The 20,090-nt window shown below is 57.0% G+C and carries 20 protein-coding genes and 1 other RNA gene; 7 read left to right on the forward strand and 14 right to left on the reverse strand.

What is annotated here, in order from left to right:
* Positions 1-66 precede the first annotated feature (66 nt).
* The 12 genes from O2N63_RS11340 to O2N63_RS11395 form a co-directional block, all read right to left on the reverse strand.
* Positions 67-783: an alanyl-tRNA editing protein gene (locus tag O2N63_RS11340; RefSeq protein ID WP_271054383.1), complete on the reverse strand. Its 717-nt coding sequence runs from the start codon at positions 781-783 to the stop codon at positions 67-69.
* Positions 776-3,295 carry a DUF3772 domain-containing protein gene (locus O2N63_RS11345; RefSeq protein WP_271054384.1) on the reverse strand — a complete coding sequence of 840 codons (2,520 nt, stop codon included), beginning with the start codon at positions 3,293-3,295 and terminating at the stop codon, positions 776-778. Before O2N63_RS11345 ends, O2N63_RS11340 begins: the two co-directional genes overlap by 8 nt.
* Positions 3,295-4,329 (reverse strand): cysteine synthase A, encoded by a 1,035-nt coding sequence (locus tag O2N63_RS11350; RefSeq protein ID WP_271054385.1) that lies wholly within the window; start codon positions 4,327-4,329, stop codon positions 3,295-3,297. The genes O2N63_RS11345 and O2N63_RS11350 overlap by 1 nt, the downstream gene beginning before the upstream one ends.
* 65 nt (positions 4,330-4,394) lie before the next feature.
* Positions 4,395-5,519 carry an NUDIX domain-containing protein gene (locus O2N63_RS11355; protein WP_271054386.1) on the reverse strand — a complete coding sequence of 375 codons (1,125 nt, stop codon included), beginning with the start codon at positions 5,517-5,519 and terminating at the stop codon, positions 4,395-4,397.
* A 40-nt stretch (positions 5,520-5,559) separates the two neighbouring features.
* A complete protein-coding gene (locus O2N63_RS11360; protein ID WP_271054387.1) occupies positions 5,560-6,003 on the reverse strand; it encodes a TrgA family protein in 444 nt (147 codons plus the stop codon).
* Positions 6,004-6,073: 70 nt separating this feature from the next.
* On the reverse strand, positions 6,074-7,279 hold the full coding sequence (locus O2N63_RS11365) for an SAM-dependent methyltransferase (protein ID WP_271054388.1): 1,206 nt from the start codon (positions 7,277-7,279) through the stop codon (positions 6,074-6,076).
* Positions 7,280-7,386: 107 nt separating this feature from the next.
* A complete protein-coding gene (locus O2N63_RS11370; RefSeq protein WP_271054389.1) occupies positions 7,387-8,625 on the reverse strand; it encodes an aminotransferase class V-fold PLP-dependent enzyme in 1,239 nt (412 codons plus the stop codon).
* Between the two features lie 258 nt (positions 8,626-8,883).
* A complete protein-coding gene (locus O2N63_RS11375; RefSeq protein WP_271054390.1) occupies positions 8,884-10,464 on the reverse strand; it encodes a BCCT family transporter in 1,581 nt (526 codons plus the stop codon).
* Between the two features lie 244 nt (positions 10,465-10,708).
* Complete coding sequence (acuI, locus tag O2N63_RS11380) at positions 10,709-11,701, reverse strand: acryloyl-CoA reductase (protein WP_271054391.1); 993 nt, start codon at positions 11,699-11,701, stop codon at positions 10,709-10,711.
* 11 nt (positions 11,702-11,712) lie between these two features.
* Complete coding sequence (locus tag O2N63_RS11385) at positions 11,713-12,801, reverse strand: dimethylsulfoniopropionate demethylase (RefSeq protein ID WP_271054392.1); 1,089 nt, start codon at positions 12,799-12,801, stop codon at positions 11,713-11,715.
* A gap of 37 nt (positions 12,802-12,838) precedes the next feature.
* Positions 12,839-13,471: a DUF1326 domain-containing protein gene (locus O2N63_RS11390; RefSeq protein WP_408629812.1), complete on the reverse strand. Its 633-nt coding sequence runs from the start codon at positions 13,469-13,471 to the stop codon at positions 12,839-12,841.
* Positions 13,472-13,482: 11 nt separating this feature from the next.
* The gene (locus O2N63_RS11395) at positions 13,483-14,274 is read right to left on the reverse strand and encodes a DUF2182 domain-containing protein (RefSeq protein WP_271054394.1); all 792 of its coding nucleotides are present in this window, start codon (positions 14,272-14,274) and stop codon (positions 13,483-13,485) included.
* Positions 14,275-14,416: 142 nt separating this feature from the next.
* Here O2N63_RS11395 and O2N63_RS11400 point away from each other — a divergent pair, with 142 nt between their 5' ends.
* Positions 14,417-15,148 (forward strand): FadR/GntR family transcriptional regulator, encoded by a 732-nt coding sequence (locus O2N63_RS11400; protein WP_271054395.1) that lies wholly within the window; start codon positions 14,417-14,419, stop codon positions 15,146-15,148.
* Between the two features lie 50 nt (positions 15,149-15,198).
* On the opposite strand, the gene O2N63_RS11405 is transcribed toward O2N63_RS11400, so the two are convergent.
* Positions 15,199-15,789: a hypothetical protein gene (locus O2N63_RS11405; RefSeq protein ID WP_271054396.1), complete on the reverse strand. Its 591-nt coding sequence runs from the start codon at positions 15,787-15,789 to the stop codon at positions 15,199-15,201.
* 189 nt (positions 15,790-15,978) lie between these two features.
* Between O2N63_RS11405 and ssrA the strand changes: the two genes are divergently transcribed.
* The 4 genes from ssrA to fumC all read left to right on the forward strand — a co-directional run bounded on the left by ssrA (position 15,979) and on the right by fumC (position 19,165).
* Positions 15,979-16,331, forward strand: a transfer-messenger RNA (tmRNA) gene (gene ssrA / locus O2N63_RS11410).
* A gap of 149 nt (positions 16,332-16,480) precedes the next feature.
* Positions 16,481-16,903, forward strand: a complete 423-nt coding sequence (locus O2N63_RS11415) for an ester cyclase (protein WP_271054397.1) — start codon at positions 16,481-16,483, stop codon at positions 16,901-16,903.
* A gap of 175 nt (positions 16,904-17,078) precedes the next feature.
* Positions 17,079-17,603, forward strand: a complete 525-nt coding sequence (locus O2N63_RS11420) for an SspB family protein (RefSeq protein ID WP_271054398.1) — start codon at positions 17,079-17,081, stop codon at positions 17,601-17,603.
* A 167-nt stretch (positions 17,604-17,770) separates the two neighbouring features.
* Positions 17,771-19,165 (forward strand): class II fumarate hydratase, encoded by a 1,395-nt coding sequence (gene fumC, locus O2N63_RS11425; RefSeq protein WP_271054399.1) that lies wholly within the window; start codon positions 17,771-17,773, stop codon positions 19,163-19,165.
* A gap of 53 nt (positions 19,166-19,218) precedes the next feature.
* On the opposite strand, the gene O2N63_RS11430 is transcribed toward fumC, so the two are convergent.
* On the reverse strand, positions 19,219-19,533 hold the full coding sequence (locus tag O2N63_RS11430) for a hypothetical protein (protein WP_271054400.1): 315 nt from the start codon (positions 19,531-19,533) through the stop codon (positions 19,219-19,221).
* Between the two features lie 137 nt (positions 19,534-19,670).
* On the opposite strand from O2N63_RS11430, the gene O2N63_RS11435 reads away from it, so the two are divergent.
* Together O2N63_RS11435 and O2N63_RS11440 are read left to right on the forward strand one after the other, a co-directional pair.
* The gene (locus O2N63_RS11435) at positions 19,671-19,856 is read left to right on the forward strand and encodes a DUF4169 family protein (protein ID WP_271054401.1); all 186 of its coding nucleotides are present in this window, start codon (positions 19,671-19,673) and stop codon (positions 19,854-19,856) included.
* Positions 19,853-20,080: a ribbon-helix-helix domain-containing protein gene (locus O2N63_RS11440; protein WP_271054402.1), complete on the forward strand. Its 228-nt coding sequence runs from the start codon at positions 19,853-19,855 to the stop codon at positions 20,078-20,080. Before O2N63_RS11435 ends, O2N63_RS11440 begins: the two co-directional genes overlap by 4 nt.
* Positions 20,081-20,090 lie beyond the last annotated feature (10 nt).

Below are 20,090 nucleotides of genomic sequence, written 5' to 3' on the forward strand. Positions count from 1 at the left end.
CTGGGGGTTTCAAGCATCTTTCTTACATTTGGTGAAAAACGATGGCGGGATATTTATCGATGCCAATCAATCCACCAGATGCAGGGCAACTCGGCGATTGAGTTTGCCTTTTTTCTCAATCTTTCCAATGCGAATTTTGCCGATTTCGCCACTGCGTGCCACATGAGTGCCGCCGCAGGGTTGCAGGTCGATCTGCTCATCATCCAGACCGATCCGCACCAAACGCACTTGCCCTGCCCCTTTCGGCGGCTGGACCGACATGGTTTTTACCAGCGATGGATTGGCAGAAAGCTCATCATCTGTAATCCATTGATCCGTCACCGAAAGGTCGCGGGCGATCAGAGCGTTCAGAGCGTCTTCCAATGCCTGTTTGTCTTCTGGAGGCTGCTCCATCGCGAAATCCAGACGCGACTTCTCGGCGCCTATTTGGCCGCCAGTAACTGGCAGCGGGATCACGACAGAAAGAAGGTGCAGGGCTGTATGCATGCGCATGTGACGATAGCGCAGATCCCAATCCAGCCTCTGGGTGACTTCAGTCCCCACCGGAAGCAACGCTTCGCCTTCGGCTGGCACCAAAACGGGTCCTTCTTCGGATTTCACTGTGTTTGCAACGGCCATTTCGCCGCCCTTCCAGTTCAGGCGCCCGGTATCTCCTGGCTGCCCGCCACCTCTTGGATAGAAAAGACAGTGATCCAGAAGCACCCCGCCCTGCTCAGTATGCCCCAACACGCGCGCCGGGGCGTCCCTTAGATAGGCATCCTTCGTGTAGAGCGCTTCACTCATCTGCATCTCCGACCACACCGTCATCCGCGGTGTCTTGCATATCCTCTAGCGTAAAGGAGTCCGTGACGGTCTTTTTCGCTTTCGTTTCGGAGGGCGGTTTCTCGCGGGGCCCTTCTGGACGCAGCGCTTCGGGGTTGCGGATCCACAGATCGCGCTGTGCAAACGGAATTTCAAACCCTTCTTCAACGAAGCGACGGGCAATTTCATGATTCAGTTCACTTTTCACTGACAGCGAAAAGTTCACGTCCCTCAATATTGCGCGGATTTCGAAATCGAGTGAATCGGCGCCGAACCCAACAAAAAGCACAGAAGGCGGTGGTTCGACGGTCACCATCGGATGGGCGTCGACGATTTCGCGCAGCACCTCTTCAACCCGTTTCGTATCGGTTCCATAGGCGACCCCCACCGGCAGGATGATCCGGCCGATCGAATTTCCGCGGGTATAGTTGGTGACAACGCCTGAAATCAGGTCAGAGTTGGGTAGGATCACGTCAGAACGATCAAAGGTCTCGATCCGGGTTGAGCGCACAGAGATATCGCGCACATAGCCCATCTGCCCCCCAACCTCGATCCAGTCCCCCTCAGAGATCGGACGTTCGACCAGAAGAATGATGCCGGAGATGAAGTTGGATACGATGTTTTGCAGACCAAACCCTATGCCCACCGAAAGAGCGCCAGCGACTATGGCCACAGAACTGAGATCCAACCCCGCGGATGTGATCGCGATCAGTGCCGCAAGGAAGATCCCCACATATCCGACACCTGCAGAAATCGCATTCTGCCCGCCGATGTCCATCTTGGTTTTCGGCAGGATCGATGTTTTCAGCATCGACTGCAGCAAGCGGGTGAGCGTGTAACCCACCACAAAAATCATGGCAAACACCATGAAAGTGCGCGGGGTGATCCGCGCATCGCCCAACTGGATCCCCCCCATCACAATCGTCCAGAGTTCGGTCAAATCCGTCGTTCGCGCGCCCCAGATCAGCGCCAGAAGGGGCAAGGCCGCGATCGCCACGATAAATGAAGTCAGGATGGGCCATAATGCCAGACGAGCCTCCGTCTCATCCTGGCCGCGGATCGTGCCATATATCGCCACAAAGAAGCGGTGCAGGACCTCAAGGAGGGCAAGAACCCCAAGGGTCATTATCCATGGGAACAGGAAGGCAGCCGACAATTTGGAATAGCCGACTGCGGCCAAAATCGGCCCTGCAAAGCCCACCAGCGTTGTCAGCGTGCTGACCAGATGCATCACATTGGCGCGGAAATTTCCTGCCTGTTCTTCCGGCAAATTCATCTTTGCATGCAGATGCAAGAGGCGCCCCATACGCACCAAAAGAACCCCAACAAGAACCAAGATCGGGAATTGCAACACAGCCCGCGTCTCGGCAGCATAGGTTTCATGATCGGACAGCCGGGTTAATACCACCCAGATCGCCAGCATCACCCCCATTAACGCCACATTGGCCTTGGCTTCGGCTCGGGCGACGGAGGTGGGCATCTCGATCACGGTCCAGCTCGCACCTTCAATCCCGAACACCCTGTTGGCCAACCAAAGTGACCCGAAGACAAACGCTCCTGCTGCGGGCAAAGCATCGGCAATGACCTGCCCGCGCAATCCAAGAATGCCAGAAAGGTTCAGGGCCTCGATCAGCGCATAGATCCCCAGAAGGGGGGCTGCCACCTGACCCAGCGACACCACAAACCCCACAACACCACGCGACGCCCCATGGCGGCGGCGGCGCAGATAGGTTCCGGTCTGCATGACCCAGTGACGAGCACGTATCAAAAGCACGAAGCCTACGATCAGCAACACAAGCGTGATCGGAAAGTCCTGTTTGAAATCCTTGAGCTGTGCATCGCTGCCCCAAATCGCACTTAGCTCTGTGCGGGCAAGGTTCAACGAAGTGAGCAGATCAGACAGGGCATTTCGCCAAAGGGCCGGATTTAGAGGCGTTGGCCCAAGCTCCAGCAAAAGGTCGGCTTGACGCGAGCGCATCAGGCTGTCGATTTCGCGAATTAGGACATCCGCACGCGAATAGGCCTCTTCTGCGATTTCCACCGGGGCTTGAGCCGCGTTAAGCTCTTCCGTCAGCTCTGCGCGGCGCTGTGACAGAATTGTAGGCTCTACCCGTTCGTCTTCAGGTACTGGACCAAGCGTGGTGATCTGGGTTTTGAGCGTGTGTATTCGCACAGAATGCTGGCTTTGAGCCTTTGAAAACAATGCCCGCCACTCGTTCAACTCGGCGCGCAGGTCGCGCAACACCTTGTCTGAGGCCCGTCCGACTTCCAACGCCTGCTCTACTCGGGTGGCCAGTCGTCCCCAGGAATCATAGTCGGGGCTGCCATCACGGGTCAGGACATAGGCAGGTGGCTTTTCATTTTGGCTGGTTTGGGTCAGCCCAACAGAAAGAGGCGTCCCATTACCTGAGACGCCTTCTTGTGCCATTACACCCGCAGCGGACCCGAAAAAGGTCAGCGCCACAAGGCAAAGGGCCAAATAGTTTCGCAACATCAAACGTCCTCGAAGACCTCAGGCAAGAGCGAAGGATCACGATCCAGCCACTCTGGAACCGGCAGATCTTTTTCCTTCAGGAAGGTCGGGTTGAATAGTTTCGACTGATAGCGAGAGCCGTAGTCGCAGAGCATCGTCACAATGGTATGGCCCGGCCCCATCTCTTTCGCCATGCGCACGGCGCCTGCGATGTTGATCGCCGAAGAGCCCCCCAGAACCAGCCCTTCACGTTCCACCAGTTCAAAGACATATGGCAGCGCTTCGGCATCCGGAATTTGGAAACACATATCCGGGGTGAACCCTTCGAGGTTGGCCGTTACACGCCCCTGCCCGATCCCTTCGGTGATCGAACCGCCATCGGCCTTAAATTCGCCCGTGGTGTAGAAGCTGTAAAGCGCGGCCCCCATCGGATCAGCCAGGGCGATTTTCACCCCTTTGGGCTGCAACACTTCGGCCACACCTGCAAGCGTACCACCCGAGCCTACCGCACAGGTAAACCCGTCGATCTTGCCATCGGTCTGCGCCCAGATTTCCGGGGCCGTGGTTTCCACATGGGCCTGACGGTTGGCCACATTGTCGAACTGGTTGGCCCAGATCGCGCCATTGGCTTCGGTCTCGGCCAGCTTTGCAGCCAATCGCCCTGAATAGCGCACATAATTGTTTGGATTGCGATACGGGGCTGCGGGCACCTGCACCAGTTCGGCACCAGCCAGACGCAGCATATCCTTCTTTTCTTCGGATTGGGTTTCCGGGATCACGATCACCGTTTTAAAGCCCATCGACGAACCAACCAGTGCAAGACCGATGCCGGTGTTGCCTGCCGTGCCTTCGACAATTGTGCCACCCGGTTTCAGATCCCCGCGGGCCATTGCATCCTTGATGATGTAGAGTGCCGCACGATCCTTGACCGACTGGCCCGGGTTCATGAATTCAGCCTTGCCGTAAATCTCACAACCAGTGGCCTCACTGACCGCATTCAGGCGGATCAGGGGCGTGTTGCCCACCGTTGCCGCAAGGTCCTGTTTGATGTCCATGATGCCCCCTAAATGTCGCGCGTGGGTTTGAGTTTTCTCATGTGTAAGTGCCCACGCCGCCGACTTCAAGAAGGCCCGCGCAAACGATCGCGATTTTGCATGAGCCAATAGGCAGACAGAAGCAATGGCGCATTGTCGGCCTCGCCGGTTCGCACCAGCTCCATCAGCCGTTCAAAAGATATGACATGACTGCGGATATCCTCTGCTTCACCAAGCATTCCCCCCAGTCCTGCTGCATCTTCTGGCAGATCACAAAGGGCCACGTAAGAATAGAGGTATTCGGTGACGGCACCAGGGGTCGGATAGTAATTCCCCACATGCTCCAGATCACCAATTGTCAGATTTGCCTCTTCCACTGCTTCGCGGCGGGCTGTCTCTTCTGGCCCCTCACCCGGATCAATGCGCCCGGCGATGGGTTCCAGAACCCAAGGATGCAGATCGCCGCGCATATACGGGCCGATACGGAATTGTTCGACCACCAGAACCGCATCGCGTTTGGGATCGTAGGGCAACACCGTGACCGCATCCCCGCCGACAAAGGCGGCACGATTGACCAACGGACTCATCGCGCCATCAAACCGCGGAAAAGACAGGTCTTCCTCTTCGAGCGCAAAATAGTTGGTGTATGGTCGGGAACGATGGGCCACCTGAACCCTGTCCGGACCCCATGAGCTGCGCAGATCAGCAGGAGAAGGAGTGGCGCGTGCACGCACCTTCGAGGCGGCCCTGAGCCGGATCATCTGGAAACGATCAGCCACCTCTTTGACGGACAATCGGCCCATGTAAGAAATCACCTCTTCCGCCGCTACCAGCGTGATCTCTCCCCATTCCGCTGCCCAGTCCTCAAGCGACCATGGCACACCGGGAGACCACAGCCCCTCTTCCGGGAAATAGACCTCTGCGTCATGCCGTCCGTCGTTACTTTCCACCTGCATAGTGGCCAGCTGATAGGCAAATCCGCCCTCATAATGATCCAGCCGCGCAATCGCTTTTTCTGTCAACCCGGTGACCAGCATCCCCGCTGCATGCGCGCCCGCTTCGGGGCGGATCATTGGAAAAATCTGATCTTTGGCCCAATAGACCGCGTGATCCGCCAGATTGGCTGGGCGCGCCGAATGCGCCGCCCCCTCCAGCACCAGATCAAGCAGGGGGCGATAGCACAACGTGCCATAAAAAAACAGGTTTCTCATGGTGTTACCTTAGATCGGGCCGAATGAGGCCAACTGATTATCAAGACCAGCGCGACGAGGTGATCCGTGTCAACCATCCGCCAAACAGGCTGCCCAGAACAAGAGCGACCATCACATCTGGTTGTGGGGCAATCAACAGCACATAATCCACGGCGATCCCAATCATGCCCTTCATTGCTTCAACCGGCCCATCATAAGCCTTCCGCATTGACATGCGCACCATTTCATATCCAGAAAACAGGATCAGCCCCCAAAGGCACAACAGAAATCCCGAGGACAGTCCGATGCCGACCACCGTGCCCAGCCCTCGGCCAAGCCGCTGCCCGGTAAAGCGCCAGCCAACCAACAATCCAAGTGCAGCAAACGCAGGTGAGAAAGCGGCGTAGGACCGTCCATCGGGCAGATACGGCTTGATCATGTCCGCAAGAAGATAGGCCAATGCCGCGAAAAATACTCCGGCAACAAGTTTTGCAGCGGTGGGCATACTCGATCTCCTCTACGAGTTGAGGTCCTCTTGCGGGACCTTTGTCATCTATGCCCCATATATCACCCGGTCACGCCGGTTTTTGCAAGGTCACTTGCACCACATCACAATTGCCCGAGTGAAAGGCGGCCGCACATGAGGTCAGATAGAAATTCCACATCCGGCGGAACCTGTTGTCAAATCCAAGGCGCGCAACACGGGACCATTTCTCGTTGAACACGTCATGCCAGCGCCGCAGGGTGACCGAATAGCTTTCGCCAAAGGTGATCTGGTCACGAAACGCCAGCCCCGCCTTGCTGATTTCTTCCTGCAGCCGTGTCTTGGAGGGCAGCATCCCCCCCGGAAAGATATATTTCTGAATGAAGTCAACACCTTTTCGATATTGCTCAAAGCGACTTTCGGTGATGGTGATGATCTGCAAAACGGCCTGCGCACCGGGGCGTAGACAGTTGCGCACCGTATCGAAATAGGTGGCCCAGTATTTCTCGCCCACCGCTTCGAACATTTCAATCGAAGCCACCCCATCATAGGTGCCGGTCTCGTCACGATAATCCTGCATTCGGATCTCAACCAGATCAGACAGCCCCGCGCGGGCAATCCGCTCCACAGCAAAATCATGCTGCTCCTGCGAAATGGTCAGGCCGGTGACACGCACCCCGCGGCGCGCGGCAAACTCGGCAAAGCCACCCCAGCCACATCCGATCTCAAGCACATGGTCGCCGGGTCCCACCCCCATCTGGTCCAGCATCGAGGCGTATTTCTGTTCCTGTGCCCGCTCCAGGCTTTCCTGCCCGGACCGAAACAGAGCAGAGGAGTATGTCATCGTGTCATCCAGCCACAGCCGATAGAAATCGTTGCCCAGATCATAGTGGTGGCTGATGTTTTTCCTGGCCTGCTTTTTCGAATTCGAGTTCATCAGATGGCGCAGTCGCTCATAGGCCCGTACAAAGATAAGGCCCGGAAAGCCGTCATAGATCATGTCGTTATCATCTTGAATCCAATCAAGAAGGGCCTGCAAATCCGGGGTGGACCAGCCCCCTTCAATATAAGCGTCGGTGAACCCCAGATCCCCTTCGCGGATCAATCTGGCAAACACATCCGGGTCATGCACATGTATTTCGGCCACTTGCCCGGCGCGCGCGCCAAAGGCCCGAAATCTGCGCCCGTCCGGCAGGACAAAATCTATCTGTCCGGTATTCATTTGGCCCGCTTTCTCAAAAACACGGGCGAAATAGCGGGGCAGATCAGCCTGCCCTTTCACATCTGTCAGGATCATGGTTCCCCCCGAAATCCATGTTTTCATTCCCTAAATGCTAGGCGGTTCAGGGGGGAGCGGACAAGGGGGCGGTTTTGCGGGTGCAGAAACCGCCCCTGCTTGCGGGCTTACAGAACGCGATCAAGTGCTTCGATTAGCTTGGTCACTTCGGCCTCATTTGTGTAATGGGTGAAACTTACCCGCAGCACACCATGGGCCGGGTCCACACCCTGCGCTTCCAATGCCCGCACCGCGTAGAAATCCCCACCTCCGGCCATGATGCCATGGGGGGCGAGTTTGGTTGCAAGCTCTTCACCGGGTATCGTTGAAGCCAGCGCCACCGTGGGGGCGCGGTTTGCGGCCTGATCTGGCCCCAGCAAACGCACCGAGTTCTTGGCTTTGGCATAGTCCAGCAGGGGTTGCAGCAAGCGCACTTCATGCCCCCGCATCAAATTATGTGCGGCGCGTGCCGCAATTGCGCCCTGCTCTGACACTCCATGCTGTGTGGCCAGCGCCTCCATGTAATCCGCCATGCCCGCCGAAGCGGCGATCTGGGCATGATCCGGCCCGGCAGGTGTAAAGCGTTTGTAGAGTGAACCCGCATTGAAATAATGCGCCTGATTGGGCAGCACCTCACCAAGCGCGCGGCGGATCACCATGATCCCCTGATGTGGGCCATAGGTTTTGTAGGCGGAGAAAAGATAGATATCCGGCCCCAACTCGTCCACATCCACAAACCCATGTGGCGCATAGCTGACCCCATCGACGCAGGTGTAAGACCCGTTCGCGCGCGCCTTGGCACAGATCGCCTTCACATCGTTGATCTCCCCCACCACGTTGGAGCAATGCGGGAAACAGACCAATTTCACTTTCTCATCCAGAAGGCCATCCAGCGTTGCCGGATCCAGATGCCCGGTCTCGGGGTCGATCTGCCATTCGCGGATTTCAAACCCCTCTTCGGCTAGGCGCCGCCACGGGCCGGTATTGGCCTCGTGATCCTGGTTGGTTACGATGATTGCATCGCCCGGCGAGAGGTACTGGCGAAAGGCATTGGCGAGAACATAGGTGTTCTGCGTGGTCGACGGACCAAAGGACAGCTCGTCGGTCTCAACCCCCATCATCGCCGCCAGGCGGGTCCGCGCCTCGTCCATTTCGGCGCCTGCAAGCAAGGACGCCTCATAGGGTGCATAAGGCTGGACTTTCCGCTGGATGTAATAGCGCGCCAGCCGGTCGATCACCGGTTTACAAGTATAAGACCCACCCGCGTTTTCAAAAAAGGCCTGCCCTTCGAGCACAGGTTCAGCAAAGGCCGGAAACTGGCTACGCACCCAGCTCACATCAAGGTTGGTGTTTTCAAGATCTTTCATCTCTTGCTCCCACTTCGCGGCACTCAACCACCGCATTTCGCTTTTGGGAGCATCAGACCGCGGTCCGGGTGCTCCCGTTCCGGCAGGTCCTCCAGCCAGCCACGCAGGATGTCTCTCTGCGGGCAGCCATGCGCAGGTGGCACATGACATATTCACGGGAATTGCTAGCCAGTGATTGCAAAACGGTCAAGAGATCAAATTAAAAGGGCCCCCGGTTGGGAGCCCTTCCAATTGGTAAATCCAGTGTGGATGATCCGTTTATTTCTTACGCTCGCTGCGCAAGCCGAGGAAGATCGACACGCACATCAGCATCAGCACAATCGCGAAGGGAAAGCCCGTTGCAATCGCCGCTGCCTGAAGGGCTGCCAGACCGCCGCCAAGCAAAAGCGCGATGGCGATGGCACCTTCGAGGATACACCAGAACACACGCTGTGCTGTGGGTGCGTTGGTCTTGCCGCCCGCGGTGATCTGGTCGATCACCAGCGAGCCCGAGTCCGACGAGGTCACGAAGAACACAATGACCAGCACGATGCCGATGAAGCTGAGGATCCCGGTCATCGGGAAGGCGTCAAACATGGTGAACATTTTCAGTTCCAGAGACGCACCCGACAGGGCTTCTCCTGCCCCCGACATCACCTGATCCAAAGCAGCACCACCAAAGACCGTCATCCAGATTGCGCCCACAACTGTGGGGATGATCAGAACGCAGGTGATGAACTCGCGCACAGTACGCCCACGCGAGATGCGCGCGATGAACATGCCCACGAAAGGGGACCAGCTGATCCACCATGCCCAGTAGAAGGCTGTCCAACCCTGCATGAAGTTGGTGTCTTCACGGCCGATCACACCCGACAGCGCCGGCAGGTTCACCGCATAGGCCCAGATGTTGTCGAAGAACCCGGTCAGGATCGCCAGTGTCGGCCCCACGATAATCACCAAGATCAACAGGACAGCCGCGAGCACCATGTTGACCTCGGACAGGCGTTTCACACCTTTGTCGAGACCTGCCACAACCGAAATGAGGGCAAAGGCCGTGATCGCGATGATGAGGAAGACTTTCATGCCGTCCGAGACCGGAACATCAAAGAGATAGTTCAGACCGGCAAGCGCTTGCGATGCCCCTAGACCCAACGAGGTGGCCAGACCAAAGATGGTGGCAAATACAGCCAGCACGTCGATCACGTGACCGGCAAAACCCCAGGTGGCTTCCCCAAAGATCGGATAGAACACCGACCGCATGGTCAGCGGCAGGCCTTTGTTAAAGCTGAAGAATGCCAAAGCCAGAGCCACCACCGCATAGACCGCCCAAGGGTGTAGCCCCCAGTGAAAGATCGTCGCGGCCATCGCCAGATCCCGTGCCGCTTCCGGGTTGTCGACTGCCGCCCCCAACGGCGCCCAGTCGGTGCGCGCGCCCGCTTCGGACGCAACGCCACCCAGCGAGCTGCCGTAATGTGAAATCGGTTCGGCAACACCCCAGAACACCAGGCCAATGCCCATGCCTGCGGCAAACAGCATCGAGAACCAACCCATATAGCTGTAATCCGGTTTTGCATCCGCGCCACCCAGACGGATCTTACCGTAGGGGCTGATCACCAGGATCAGTGAAAACAGGACAAAGATATTGCCTGCCAGCATGAACACCCAGTCAAAGGAACTGGTCAGCGCCGGGCGCAACCAACCAAAGAATTCCGACGCCCCATCCTGAAACACCAGCGTGAAAAACACGAAAGCCAGAATGACCGCTGCGGAAATCCCGAAAACCGGGTTGTGAAAGTCGAGACCAAAGATCTGGACGTTGTCCTGCCCGACCTCATAATCCGTTTCATTTTCTTGTACCATGGGCACCCTTCCTACTTGCCTAGTCGGGGGCACCCTGTCTTGGTCTCTGGCTAACGCATGAGTTCAAAAGACCCTTGAAGAGGCAAATGCGACACGCATGTCGCAAACAAATCCTGAAGAGTCTATTTTGATCGCTGCTTAACACATGAATGATATCAATGCCTTGGATAGTTGTTGCCAAGTGAAACAAAAAGCGGCGCAGGATCGCTCCGGCGCCGCTCCAATCTGGTTTGTCTGAGGCGGATCAGCCGTTCACATCAACGACAACGCGGCCTTTCACCTGCCCTTTCAGGATATCCGCACCCAGTGCTGGCAGATCTTCCAGCTTGGCCGGATTGATCATCGCTTCCAGCTTGTCCATGGGCAGATCCGTGGCAACCCGCTCCCAGGCGCGCTGGCGGTTCTCAAATGGCTGCATCACCGAGTCGATGCCCAAAAGGTTCACACCGCGCAGCAGGAAAGGAATGACCGTTGCCGGAAGCCCAGCACCGCCGGCAAGCCCCACGGCAGAAATGCTTGCGCCGTATTTCATCTGCCCCAGAACACGGGCCAGCATGTCGCCGCCAACCGCGTCAACACAGCCTGCCCAGGTTTCTTTCTCCAGCGGGCGCTTGGTGGTTTCGTTCAGCTCTTCACGCGGCACGATGGTAGTGGCGCCAAGCGATTTGAGGTAATCGGCCTGATCCGGGCGACCGGTGACAGCGGCGACCTCATAGCCCAGGTTGGCCAGAATAGCCGTGGCAACCGAGCCAACGCCACCTGCGGCGCCAGTCACAAGAACAGGGCCGTTGCCCGGTTTCAGGCCGTGATCTTCCAGTGCCATCACGGCCAGCATGGCGGTAAAGCCAGCGGTGCCGACGGCCATCGCCTGACGGGTATCCAGACCAGCGGGCAGAGGGACAAGTTTATCAGCGCTGATCCGTGCCTTCTGAGCATATCCACCCCACGACGCTTCTCCGACGCGCCAACCGGTCAGAACCACTTTGTCGCCGGGTTTGTACCGGTCATCGTCAGATGCTTCTACGGTCCCCGCATAGTCGATCCCCGGCACATGAGGATAGTTGCGCACAAGCCCGCCGCCTTTGGCCGACAGGCACAGCCCGTCTTTGTAGTTCACGGTCGTGTATTCGACTGCGACCGTTACGTTGCCCTCGGGCAGCGCATCTTCTGAGATTTCTTTGATCTCGGCGGATGCCAGACCCTCATCGTTCTGTTCCATCACAAGAGCTTTGAACATCTTGTCTCTCCTCAAATCCAAAATTTATCGCGGACATGGGCAACATGAGCCCCATCCAGTGTTTCGACCCGCAGCGTGGTGCCGGGCGCCCAATGGGCGGCCTCGACCATGCCAATGGCCACGTTTGTATTGAAATCAGGGGACCGCGCGGCAGAGGTCACGTTCCCCACCTGAGTGTCCCCCGCAAAAAGCGGCCATGCCCGATCACAGGGGGGCAGATCGCCTTCGATCTCGATCGGCCGTATCATCCGATCCGGATTTGCCCGTGCAGCCAGCCCGGCTTTTGCCAGGTAATCCCCGCTTGCGTTCACAAACTTGCCAAGCCCCGCCTCGAACGGCGAGTTTTCACGGGTCATATCGTTGCCAAAAGACAAAAGCCCACCTTCGATGCGTTCGATCAGGTTGGGGCAGCCTGCCCACACATTCAGATCCTCGCCCGCAGCGAAAAGCGCATCCCATAGCGGCATGGCCAGATCGGCACGGTCCACATAGATCTCAAAGCCACCCTGTTTCGAATAGCCCGAACGGGCCACCACGAAGGGATGTCCCTCGAAGGTCAGTTCCTTGTAGCGGAAGAACCGGATCTCGCGCACTTGATCCCCAAAGACCCGTGTCATCAGATCGTCGGCTTTCGGTCCTTGTATGGCGAGCGGGCAAACATCCGGTTCGGTGATCTCCACGTCGAGCCCCATCCCGTCCGCAACACCCAACGCATATTGCAGGAAGTCACCGTCGGCAATCGAGATCCAATAGTGATCATCGGCACGCTTCACGGCCACCGGATCATTGAGCATCCCGCCGGCCCGGTCCACAACCGGGATATAGTAGCACTGGTCGTCCTGCATTTTCGACAGGTCGCGCGGGGACAGAAGCTCCATCATACGACGGGCATCTCTCCCTCGGATAGAGACCTGCCTCTCGCAGGACACATCCCAGACCTGAACAGCCGTCTTCAGGTGACGATAGTCTTCTTCCACCGACCGAAAGACGGTCGGCAGCAGCATGTGGTTGTAAACTGTATATCCCTTCACCCCGGCGGCTTCGACACCAGGGGTAAAGGGCGTGCGCCGCAAGCGGCGGGAAGGGGAAATCAGGGCCATTACGAGGCGTGCTCCCTTGTCAGAACCTCCGGTCGCTTCAGCGACCGGGGCCTTTCCAGTCAATTTGGCAGATCTCTGCGGATTTGCCGTCAAAGTCCCACACGCGACCAAAGGCGCGTACCTTGGCCACATTGGCCTTGGCGACGGTGATATCCGGTCCCATCCAGTAGTTGGTATTGGTGATCACCTGATCTGCCCCGCCCTTGCCAGGCACCGGTTCGACTTCGCCCTTGATGGCTTTGCCGACGATCAGGCGGCGCTTGTTGCCTTCAGTTTCAAAGGTCACAGGCGCGCGCTCGGCACCAAGGAACTCGCTGACCAGCATCTTGAACAGACCGGTGGTGCCTTTGGCCGCCCCGGTAAAGATGTGGCAGAGCGCTTCAAAAGCAGCATCATCCGAACGGTCATCGATATAGGCAGCTGCTTTCCAGTTGCCACGACCCATCCGGCCCGGGATCTCCAGCAGCAGGCCCACATTCAGACCCGACAGATCGACGTCGCCATAATTGCCGCTGTCGATACGGATGCCGGCCCAACCCATGCAATACCCTTCGGTGGGCGGGTGATCGCCCAGGCTAACCACACAGGGGCAGAACACCGTGCAGTTACAGTTGAGGATCAGTTCCCCCTTGATGGCCCATTCCACTTGGCCCAGTTGCGTTCCGTCCATTTCCATTCTCCCTAGATCAGCGTCAACACGCCATTGGTCATAATCGCCAGCCCGAGGATCATCAGTCCCCAGCCCAGCGGTTTGGTGATATGCCGCCCCAATTCAGGCAGCTTTTCGAAAATCATCACAAGAGTAGCGAGCCCCATGAAAGCAATGTTCATCACACCGCCCACAAAGCCCAAAAGCATCAGGGCCCAGCAGCAGCCGAGGCAGACCGCCCCAAGGCGCAGGCCGAGTGCAACCGCGTTCCAGCGGGTATCACGCCAATATTGCATGAAGAATCCAATTGGCTGGCGGCATTTAGACAGGCAGGCGTCTTTCAGGGCCGAGAACTGGTACAGCCCTGCCCCGATCAAAAGGGCACCTGACAGCCAGACCGACACGCTCTGCCCCATAGGTGACAACAGGCCCAGCTTATAAAGGCCAATCTGAGCGCCCGCCGCCAGAAACGAAAAGCCAAGCCAGATGGCAAGATAGCCACCAATCAGCTCGGCAAACCCCTGTTTGCTCGCCGCACCCGAAGCAATCATGTCATCATAGGTGGTCAAAGCAGGCAGCGCCGTCGGGGCCATCATCGCCGCCGACATGATCGCCCACATCGCCGTCAGCCCCCAGAACCCGGCATTGTCCGGGGAAACGACACAGAGAGATCGCCAGAACTCGGCTCCATAGATCTGCGCCAGCTCCAGTTGGTCTGCGGGCACAGCCATCGCATAAAGCAACACCCAGCCCGCCGCCACGAGGCTGAACAGCGCCAACCAATGGGGCGCAGCCATCTGTCTGATCCGGGCAACGATCTGCATTTCTGTTCCAACCTGAGTCGCAATTGTCTTACAATTAAATCTACTCCGAGGATCAATTGTCTGACAAATGAAATTTCATCCCGGAAAAAAGTGACGCGGCGTCCTGTTGACCAAACCACAGTTTGCCCCCTACACAGATGGCATGAGTGACAGGAAACCAGAGACCCAAGACCTTTCGGCGCAGATTGCCAATGACATCCGCGATGCAATTATCGCCGGAGATCTGATTGTGGACCAACGCCTGCCATCAGAATCCGAAATGGCGGACCAGTTCTCGGTCTCCCGCCCCACCGTACGCGAGGCCTTGAAACGGCTGGCGGCCCAGAACCTCATCCGAACCCAACGCGGCGCCACCGGCGGGGCGTTTGTAAACCGGATGTCGTTTGAGGACGCCTACGGTCAACAGATCACCACCTCGACGCTTTTGCTGTCGATGAACTCTGTCAGCTTTGAGACCGCCTGCGAAGCCCGATATGCCCTTGAACGAGCCTGTGCGCCCCTGTCTGCCGAACGGCGCAGCGCCGATCACCTCGCCACCATGCGCGCCGAGATCGTTCGTCAATCGCAGCCCGGCCTGACCGACGAATCCTTCTGCGCATCAGACGTGGCGTTTCACCGTGCCTTGGTGGATGGCGCGGGAAATCCCGTGCTGTCCTATCAACTTGCCGGAGCCGTCGAGGCGATGCAGCCGCTAATGAACATGATCACCTTCACCACACGCGACCGCAATCGCATCGTGGGATTGCATACCGAGATTGCCGATGCACTGGAACAGCGGGATGGCCAGCGCGCCGACGAAGTGCTGGACCAGCTCTCTTGCTACACCAGAACACTGGCCCGCGAAGCATTGGACCGCCGCCGCAAGTCAACGTGATCGCAGATCCTTCCCGAACCCGGCCTCCACGGGCCATGCGCTGAGATCGCTCAGCTGCTGTGATGTTCACATGTCACTGCGGGGTTGAACGGCATAAGAGTTCCCGCTGGATTGTCGCGGAAGAGCCAGACATGCTGGTCGAAATGCGGTTCAAAGTGATGGGCTTCGTCCGCCTCGGTCGCAGGGTCATCAGCCATTGCATCCCAGAGCCGTCCGTTGATTTCCGGATGAGGCTTTCCGGTTTCCGCCCAGGCGGCCTGCCAGACCAGATTTTCAACTCCCACAAGTTCGAGAGAACCATCCGCCTGCGGTTCATAGAGCAGAATTGCGGGCTTCATCCAATCCGTATGGGTTCCATTTCCATTCACCCGTGGCTCAGCACCGGTTATGCCAAGCATGGCCGGACTGATGTAATGGATGCCCATTGCACCCCATTCAGCGGGCAATCCCTCAGCCGCTGCAGAGACGCATTGACCTGCGGGGTCCCGGATATAGCCATCCGCGAGTGCGACGTTGACATCCGTGTATTTTTCAGTGGCTGCGCGCATCGCATCCAGATCGACATCTTCTGCAAATCCGATATTTGCGGTCAAACAGGCAATAGCCACGACACTGCAATACTTCAGGGAACCAGTAATCATTTATTCACTCCCCCATTCAATGTTTTGAGATTTGGCGGGTGTTCGCGTACCGCCATAAGAAGCGTATATACACCAAAACCGCTTTATTTTCCATGTTGGGGCCGTGACGGGCCTTGGCCAAAGCCACCGAAAAGCGGACGTTTCACTACGGAAGCCATCTGAATCACCGCTGATACAATTCATCAGATCCGGCTTGCACATCGCCTCGGCACCACTTATCTCTAACCTGTCCCTTCGGGGACTATGGACATAAACGCGCTCGTAATAAGCGGATCGGACCCGGGGGCGGTACCCGGCGTCTCCACCAATCATCCTTCATTTGGGGATCATGGGGACGAAATAGGATCGACGGACGTCTAAAGGGGTTAGCTTTGTTTCGGTGAGATACCACCGTTATCGGTTCACTTAAGCTAGTTGCAAATGACAACAAAGCTCCGGCTATGGCTCTGGCTGCGTAAGCAGTTCGGGTTGCCGAAACTAAGTCCCTTGGCCTAGCCGCCTTGGGCGGGGTTCGCAGGCACCTGGCAACAGAAGCCTGCACTTCCACTCCTCCGACAGTATGAGCCCTTTGGCGCAAGGGTGCCCCTGCAAAACCTGTCTTAAAAGACAGGGCCCGCGGCAAAACTTTGTTCATCATTTTCCTTCAGAGTTCTCACAGACACCTGAGAAACGCTGAGAAATGGAGAGCAAATTGTCAAATCTGGACATCCTGAGAAATTGGTATGATCGCGTCTGGGTCGATGGAGATCTGGAGAGTGTTGATACGTTTTTCACCCCTGACACCGAAGCACAGGGAATGATGGAATTTGCCATGGGCCCTGATGACTTTAAGGCCGTGGCCGCCGCCGTGCACGAAACCATCGAAGTTGTGAAAATCAGCTTTGATCGCGTGGTGGAGGCAGACAATTGGGTCTGGGCTCAAATGTCTGCCCATGCCCAAGCCAGACTGGTGGATAAGGATGTCGTTGTTGCTGGTCAGGTCATGTGTCGTTTTGACAACGGAAAAATTGTCGAAGCCTACAATCAGTTTGATTTCCTATCTTTCTTTGAGCAACTCGGATTGCTTCCTGAACATACATTGGCGTTGTGCCTCGCTGGCGAAACCCTTGGTTGAACACAACTGCCTGCCCCTTTCCGAGCCGCAAAGCCTGTCCAGAGCATTTGGTCATGGACAGGCGACACTTTCCTACACGAAACCTTTCGGCGAAAAGCGTTCAGATTTTTCACTCTCCGCTTTATTTCAAATGAATTTCCCTTATGCTCAAACCAAAGAACAACTAGGGTAAATCATGACCGGCTCAATCGATTATGGAAACCTCATGCATGATGCCATGCGCGGGCTGATCAAGACAGTGCTGGACGATGTGGCTGCCGAAGGGTTGCCCGGACAGCACCACTTTTTCATCAACTTCAACACACGCCATCCGGATGCCGAACTGGCAGAGTGGATGTATGATCGGTTTCCGGAAGATATGACCATTGTGCTGCAACATTGGTTTGCCGATCTCGAAGTGGATGACGATGGGTTTGCGGTCACTCTGAATTTCGGGGACAGCCCCGAACCTCTCTATGTGCCCTTTGACGCGATCAACACATTTGTGGATCCCTCCGTCGAATTTGGCCTTCGCTTCGAAACTCAGGAGAGTGAAGAGCATCATGCCAACCTGCACCTTGCCAGTGAGGATGAACCGGATGATGTGAGCGAAGAAGAGGTGGCCAAGGCAGAGCCCGCATCCGTCGAAGAAGAAACAGAGGAAAAGGTCGAAGAACCCCATGACGCGGATGTTGTCAGCCTGGACAGTTTCCGCAAATAGTCGTGGATAGCAGGGCGCACGGTGCCTTTTCCCGCCCAAACCGGTCAATTGTGCACAATTGCATGCAATGTTGGCGCTACCCTGCGCATTTCACCTCTTATGCCCATTGAATTTGGTGCGCATTCGGGTAGAAAAGCGTCGGTTTCCTTAACACGAAGGCGCATGACATGACCGAGACCCGCACCGAATCCGACAGCTTTGGCCCGCTCGAAGTTCCCACAGACAAGTATTGGGGCGCACAGACCCAACGCTCGCTGATGAACTTCCCGATCGGCTGGGAAAAACAACCGGTCGCCATCGTGCGCGCCCTTGGTGTGATCAAACAGGCCTGCGCCGAAGCCAACAAGGCCTCGGGCGACATGGATGCAGAGATCGCAGATGCCGTCATTCAGGCCGCAGGCGAAGTGGTTGTCGGTAAGTTCGATGACAACTTCCCGCTGGTCGTCTGGCAGACCGGCTCCGGCACCCAGTCGAACATGAACGCCAACGAAGTGATCGCCAACCGCGCGATCGAGATCATGGGCGGCGTGATCGGGTCGAAAGATCCGGTACACCCGAACGATCACTGCAACATGGGTCAGTCCTCGAACGACACCTTCCCGACCGCGATGCATATCGCCACCGCCATGTCGGTGCGTGACGTACTGCTGCCGGGTCTCGAGAAACTGCTCGCGGGTCTTGAAGCCAAGGAAGAAGAGTTCAAGGACATCATCAAGATCGGCCGCACCCATACTCAGGATGCAACCCCGCTCACCCTTGGTCAGGAATTCTCGGGCTACGCCCACATGATCCGTCAGGGCATTGCCCGTGTGAAGACTGCCCTGCCCGGCATCTATGAACTGGCGCAAGGCGGCACCGCCGTTGGCACCGGCCTCAACACCAAAGTTGGCTGGGGCGAAGAAGTGGCCGCCAATATGGCCCGCATCACCGACCTGCCCTTCGTAACCGCACCGAACAAGTTCGAAGCGCTCTCGGCCCATGACGCGATGGTCTTCATGTCGGGTGCCCTCGCGACGGTTGCTGGCTCCTGCTACAAGATCGCCAATGACATCCGTTTCCTCGGCTCCGGCCCGCGTTCGGGTTTGGGCGAGTTGATCCTGCCGGAAAACGAGCCGGGCAGCTCGATCATGCCGGGCAAGGTGAACCCGACCCAGGCCGAGGCACTGACCCAGGTGGCCGCTCATGTGATGGGCAACAATGCCGCCATGACCTTTGCCGGATCGCAGGGTCACTTTGAGCTGAACGTCTACAACCCGATGATGAGCTACAACCTGCTGCAGTCGATCCAGCTGCTGGGTGACGCGGCCGACAGCTTCACCGAGCGGATGCTCAACGGCATCAAAGCCAACGAGCCGCGCATCGACAAGCTGATGAAGGAAAGCCTGATGCTGGTGACTGCTCTGGCCCCGACCATCGGTTACGACAACGCCACCAAGGTTGCCAAGACTGCACACAAGAATGGTACCACCCTCAAGGAAGAAGCCATTGCGCTTGGATTTGTGGACGAAGAAACCTTCGACGACGTGGTGCGCCCGGAACAGATGATCGGCCCAAAGGCCTGAACAGATCTCTGAAAAAGACAAAGACGCGGCTGTGATCAGCCGCGTCTTATCTTTTAGTCACGCACCCGAAGCACTTCCCATTTCGAACTGCCGGACACGACATAGTCGGACATCTTCTTGCCCCACTCTGCGTGAATTTCGACCTTGCTGATCAGTTCAAAGAATTCATCAAGTTCTGCGAGGTTTTCAATCTCCATCTCGGTCTGGAGCACAGCCTCCTCCATTCCGATATGACCGGTCAAATAGCGCGCGTGTTTCATAACAAAACCGGATTGCTCGGCGACTTCCTCATCCCACTGTTTCATCAGGTCCAGAACATCAGACTGGTGGCCAAACTTGCTTTTAACTTGCCATCTAGCAACAAACATCACTTCACCCCCATTTGCTTATCTCAAGAACGCTCGATAGGGTGCGTGCAGAATGTAAAACCAACCACCCCCAGTCTAACCCGCTTTCGAAACGTACACAAACACCGCGGGGTCATCAGGGAGCCGAAGAACGTCAAATGGACGATAAGGTGATCAATCTGCGCCAGCGCCGCAAACAGGCACAGCGGCGCGACAAGGCGCGGCAAGCGGATGAGAACGCGGTCAAATTTGGGCGGAGCAAGGCAGAGAAAATGTTGGACGCAGCGCAGAATGAGAAATCGGAACGCGACCTCAATGCACATAAGCGAGAAGATGACAGGTGAGTACGCGGCCGCAAAAACACTCGCTCACCCTGCATGGACATCGCACTTCGGTATCGCTGGAACCGGAGTTTTGGAAAGCGTTTCAGGAGATAGCGCAAGAGCGTGGGATTGCACTCAATGCCCTGGCCGCAGAAGTGGATGAGGGGCGTGGAATGGACCGCGGTCTGGCCTCCGCCATTCGCGTTTATATATTAAATCACATAAGGGAAAAGGCGGCGTCCTGAACCCTTCCCT

Source organism: Aliiroseovarius salicola (genome assembly GCF_027891095.1).
GTDB lineage: Bacteria > Pseudomonadota > Alphaproteobacteria > Rhodobacterales > Rhodobacteraceae > Aliiroseovarius > Aliiroseovarius salicola.

What these genes read in the sequence shown, in the direction of transcription:
- O2N63_RS11340 (WP_271054383.1), bottom strand. Translation starts at nt 783, where the DNA reads ATGAGTGAAGCGCTCTACACGAAGGATGCCTATCTAAGGGACGCCCCG.
- O2N63_RS11345 (WP_271054384.1), bottom strand. Translation starts at nt 3,295, where the DNA reads ATGTTGCGAAACTATTTGGCCCTTTGCCTTGTGGCGCTGACCTTTTTC.
- O2N63_RS11350 (WP_271054385.1), bottom strand. Translation starts at nt 4,329, where the DNA reads ATGGACATCAAACAGGACCTTGCGGCAACGGTGGGCAACACGCCCCTG.
- O2N63_RS11355 (WP_271054386.1), bottom strand. Translation starts at nt 5,519, where the DNA reads ATGAGAAACCTGTTTTTTTATGGCACGTTGTGCTATCGCCCCCTGCTT.
- O2N63_RS11360 (WP_271054387.1), bottom strand. Translation starts at nt 6,003, where the DNA reads ATGCCCACCGCTGCAAAACTTGTTGCCGGAGTATTTTTCGCGGCATTG.
- O2N63_RS11365 (WP_271054388.1), bottom strand. Translation starts at nt 7,279, where the DNA reads ATGATCCTGACAGATGTGAAAGGGCAGGCTGATCTGCCCCGCTATTTC.
- O2N63_RS11370 (WP_271054389.1), bottom strand. Translation starts at nt 8,625, where the DNA reads ATGAAAGATCTTGAAAACACCAACCTTGATGTGAGCTGGGTGCGTAGC.
- O2N63_RS11375 (WP_271054390.1), bottom strand. Translation starts at nt 10,464, where the DNA reads ATGGTACAAGAAAATGAAACGGATTATGAGGTCGGGCAGGACAACGTC.
- acuI (WP_271054391.1), bottom strand. Translation starts at nt 11,701, where the DNA reads ATGTTCAAAGCTCTTGTGATGGAACAGAACGATGAGGGTCTGGCATCC.
- O2N63_RS11385 (WP_271054392.1), bottom strand. Translation starts at nt 12,801, where the DNA reads ATGGCCCTGATTTCCCCTTCCCGCCGCTTGCGGCGCACGCCCTTTACC.
- O2N63_RS11390 (WP_408629812.1), bottom strand. Translation starts at nt 13,471, where the DNA reads ATGGACGGAACGCAACTGGGCCAAGTGGAATGGGCCATCAAGGGGGAA.
- O2N63_RS11395 (WP_271054394.1), bottom strand. Translation starts at nt 14,274, where the DNA reads ATGCAGATCGTTGCCCGGATCAGACAGATGGCTGCGCCCCATTGGTTG.
- O2N63_RS11400 (WP_271054395.1), top strand. Translation starts at nt 14,417, where the DNA reads ATGAGTGACAGGAAACCAGAGACCCAAGACCTTTCGGCGCAGATTGCC.
- O2N63_RS11405 (WP_271054396.1), bottom strand. Translation starts at nt 15,789, where the DNA reads ATGATTACTGGTTCCCTGAAGTATTGCAGTGTCGTGGCTATTGCCTGT.
- O2N63_RS11420 (WP_271054398.1), top strand. Translation starts at nt 17,079, where the DNA reads ATGACCGGCTCAATCGATTATGGAAACCTCATGCATGATGCCATGCGC.
- fumC (WP_271054399.1), top strand. Translation starts at nt 17,771, where the DNA reads ATGACCGAGACCCGCACCGAATCCGACAGCTTTGGCCCGCTCGAAGTT.
- O2N63_RS11430 (WP_271054400.1), bottom strand. Translation starts at nt 19,533, where the DNA reads ATGTTTGTTGCTAGATGGCAAGTTAAAAGCAAGTTTGGCCACCAGTCT.
- O2N63_RS11435 (WP_271054401.1), top strand. Translation starts at nt 19,671, where the DNA reads ATGGACGATAAGGTGATCAATCTGCGCCAGCGCCGCAAACAGGCACAG.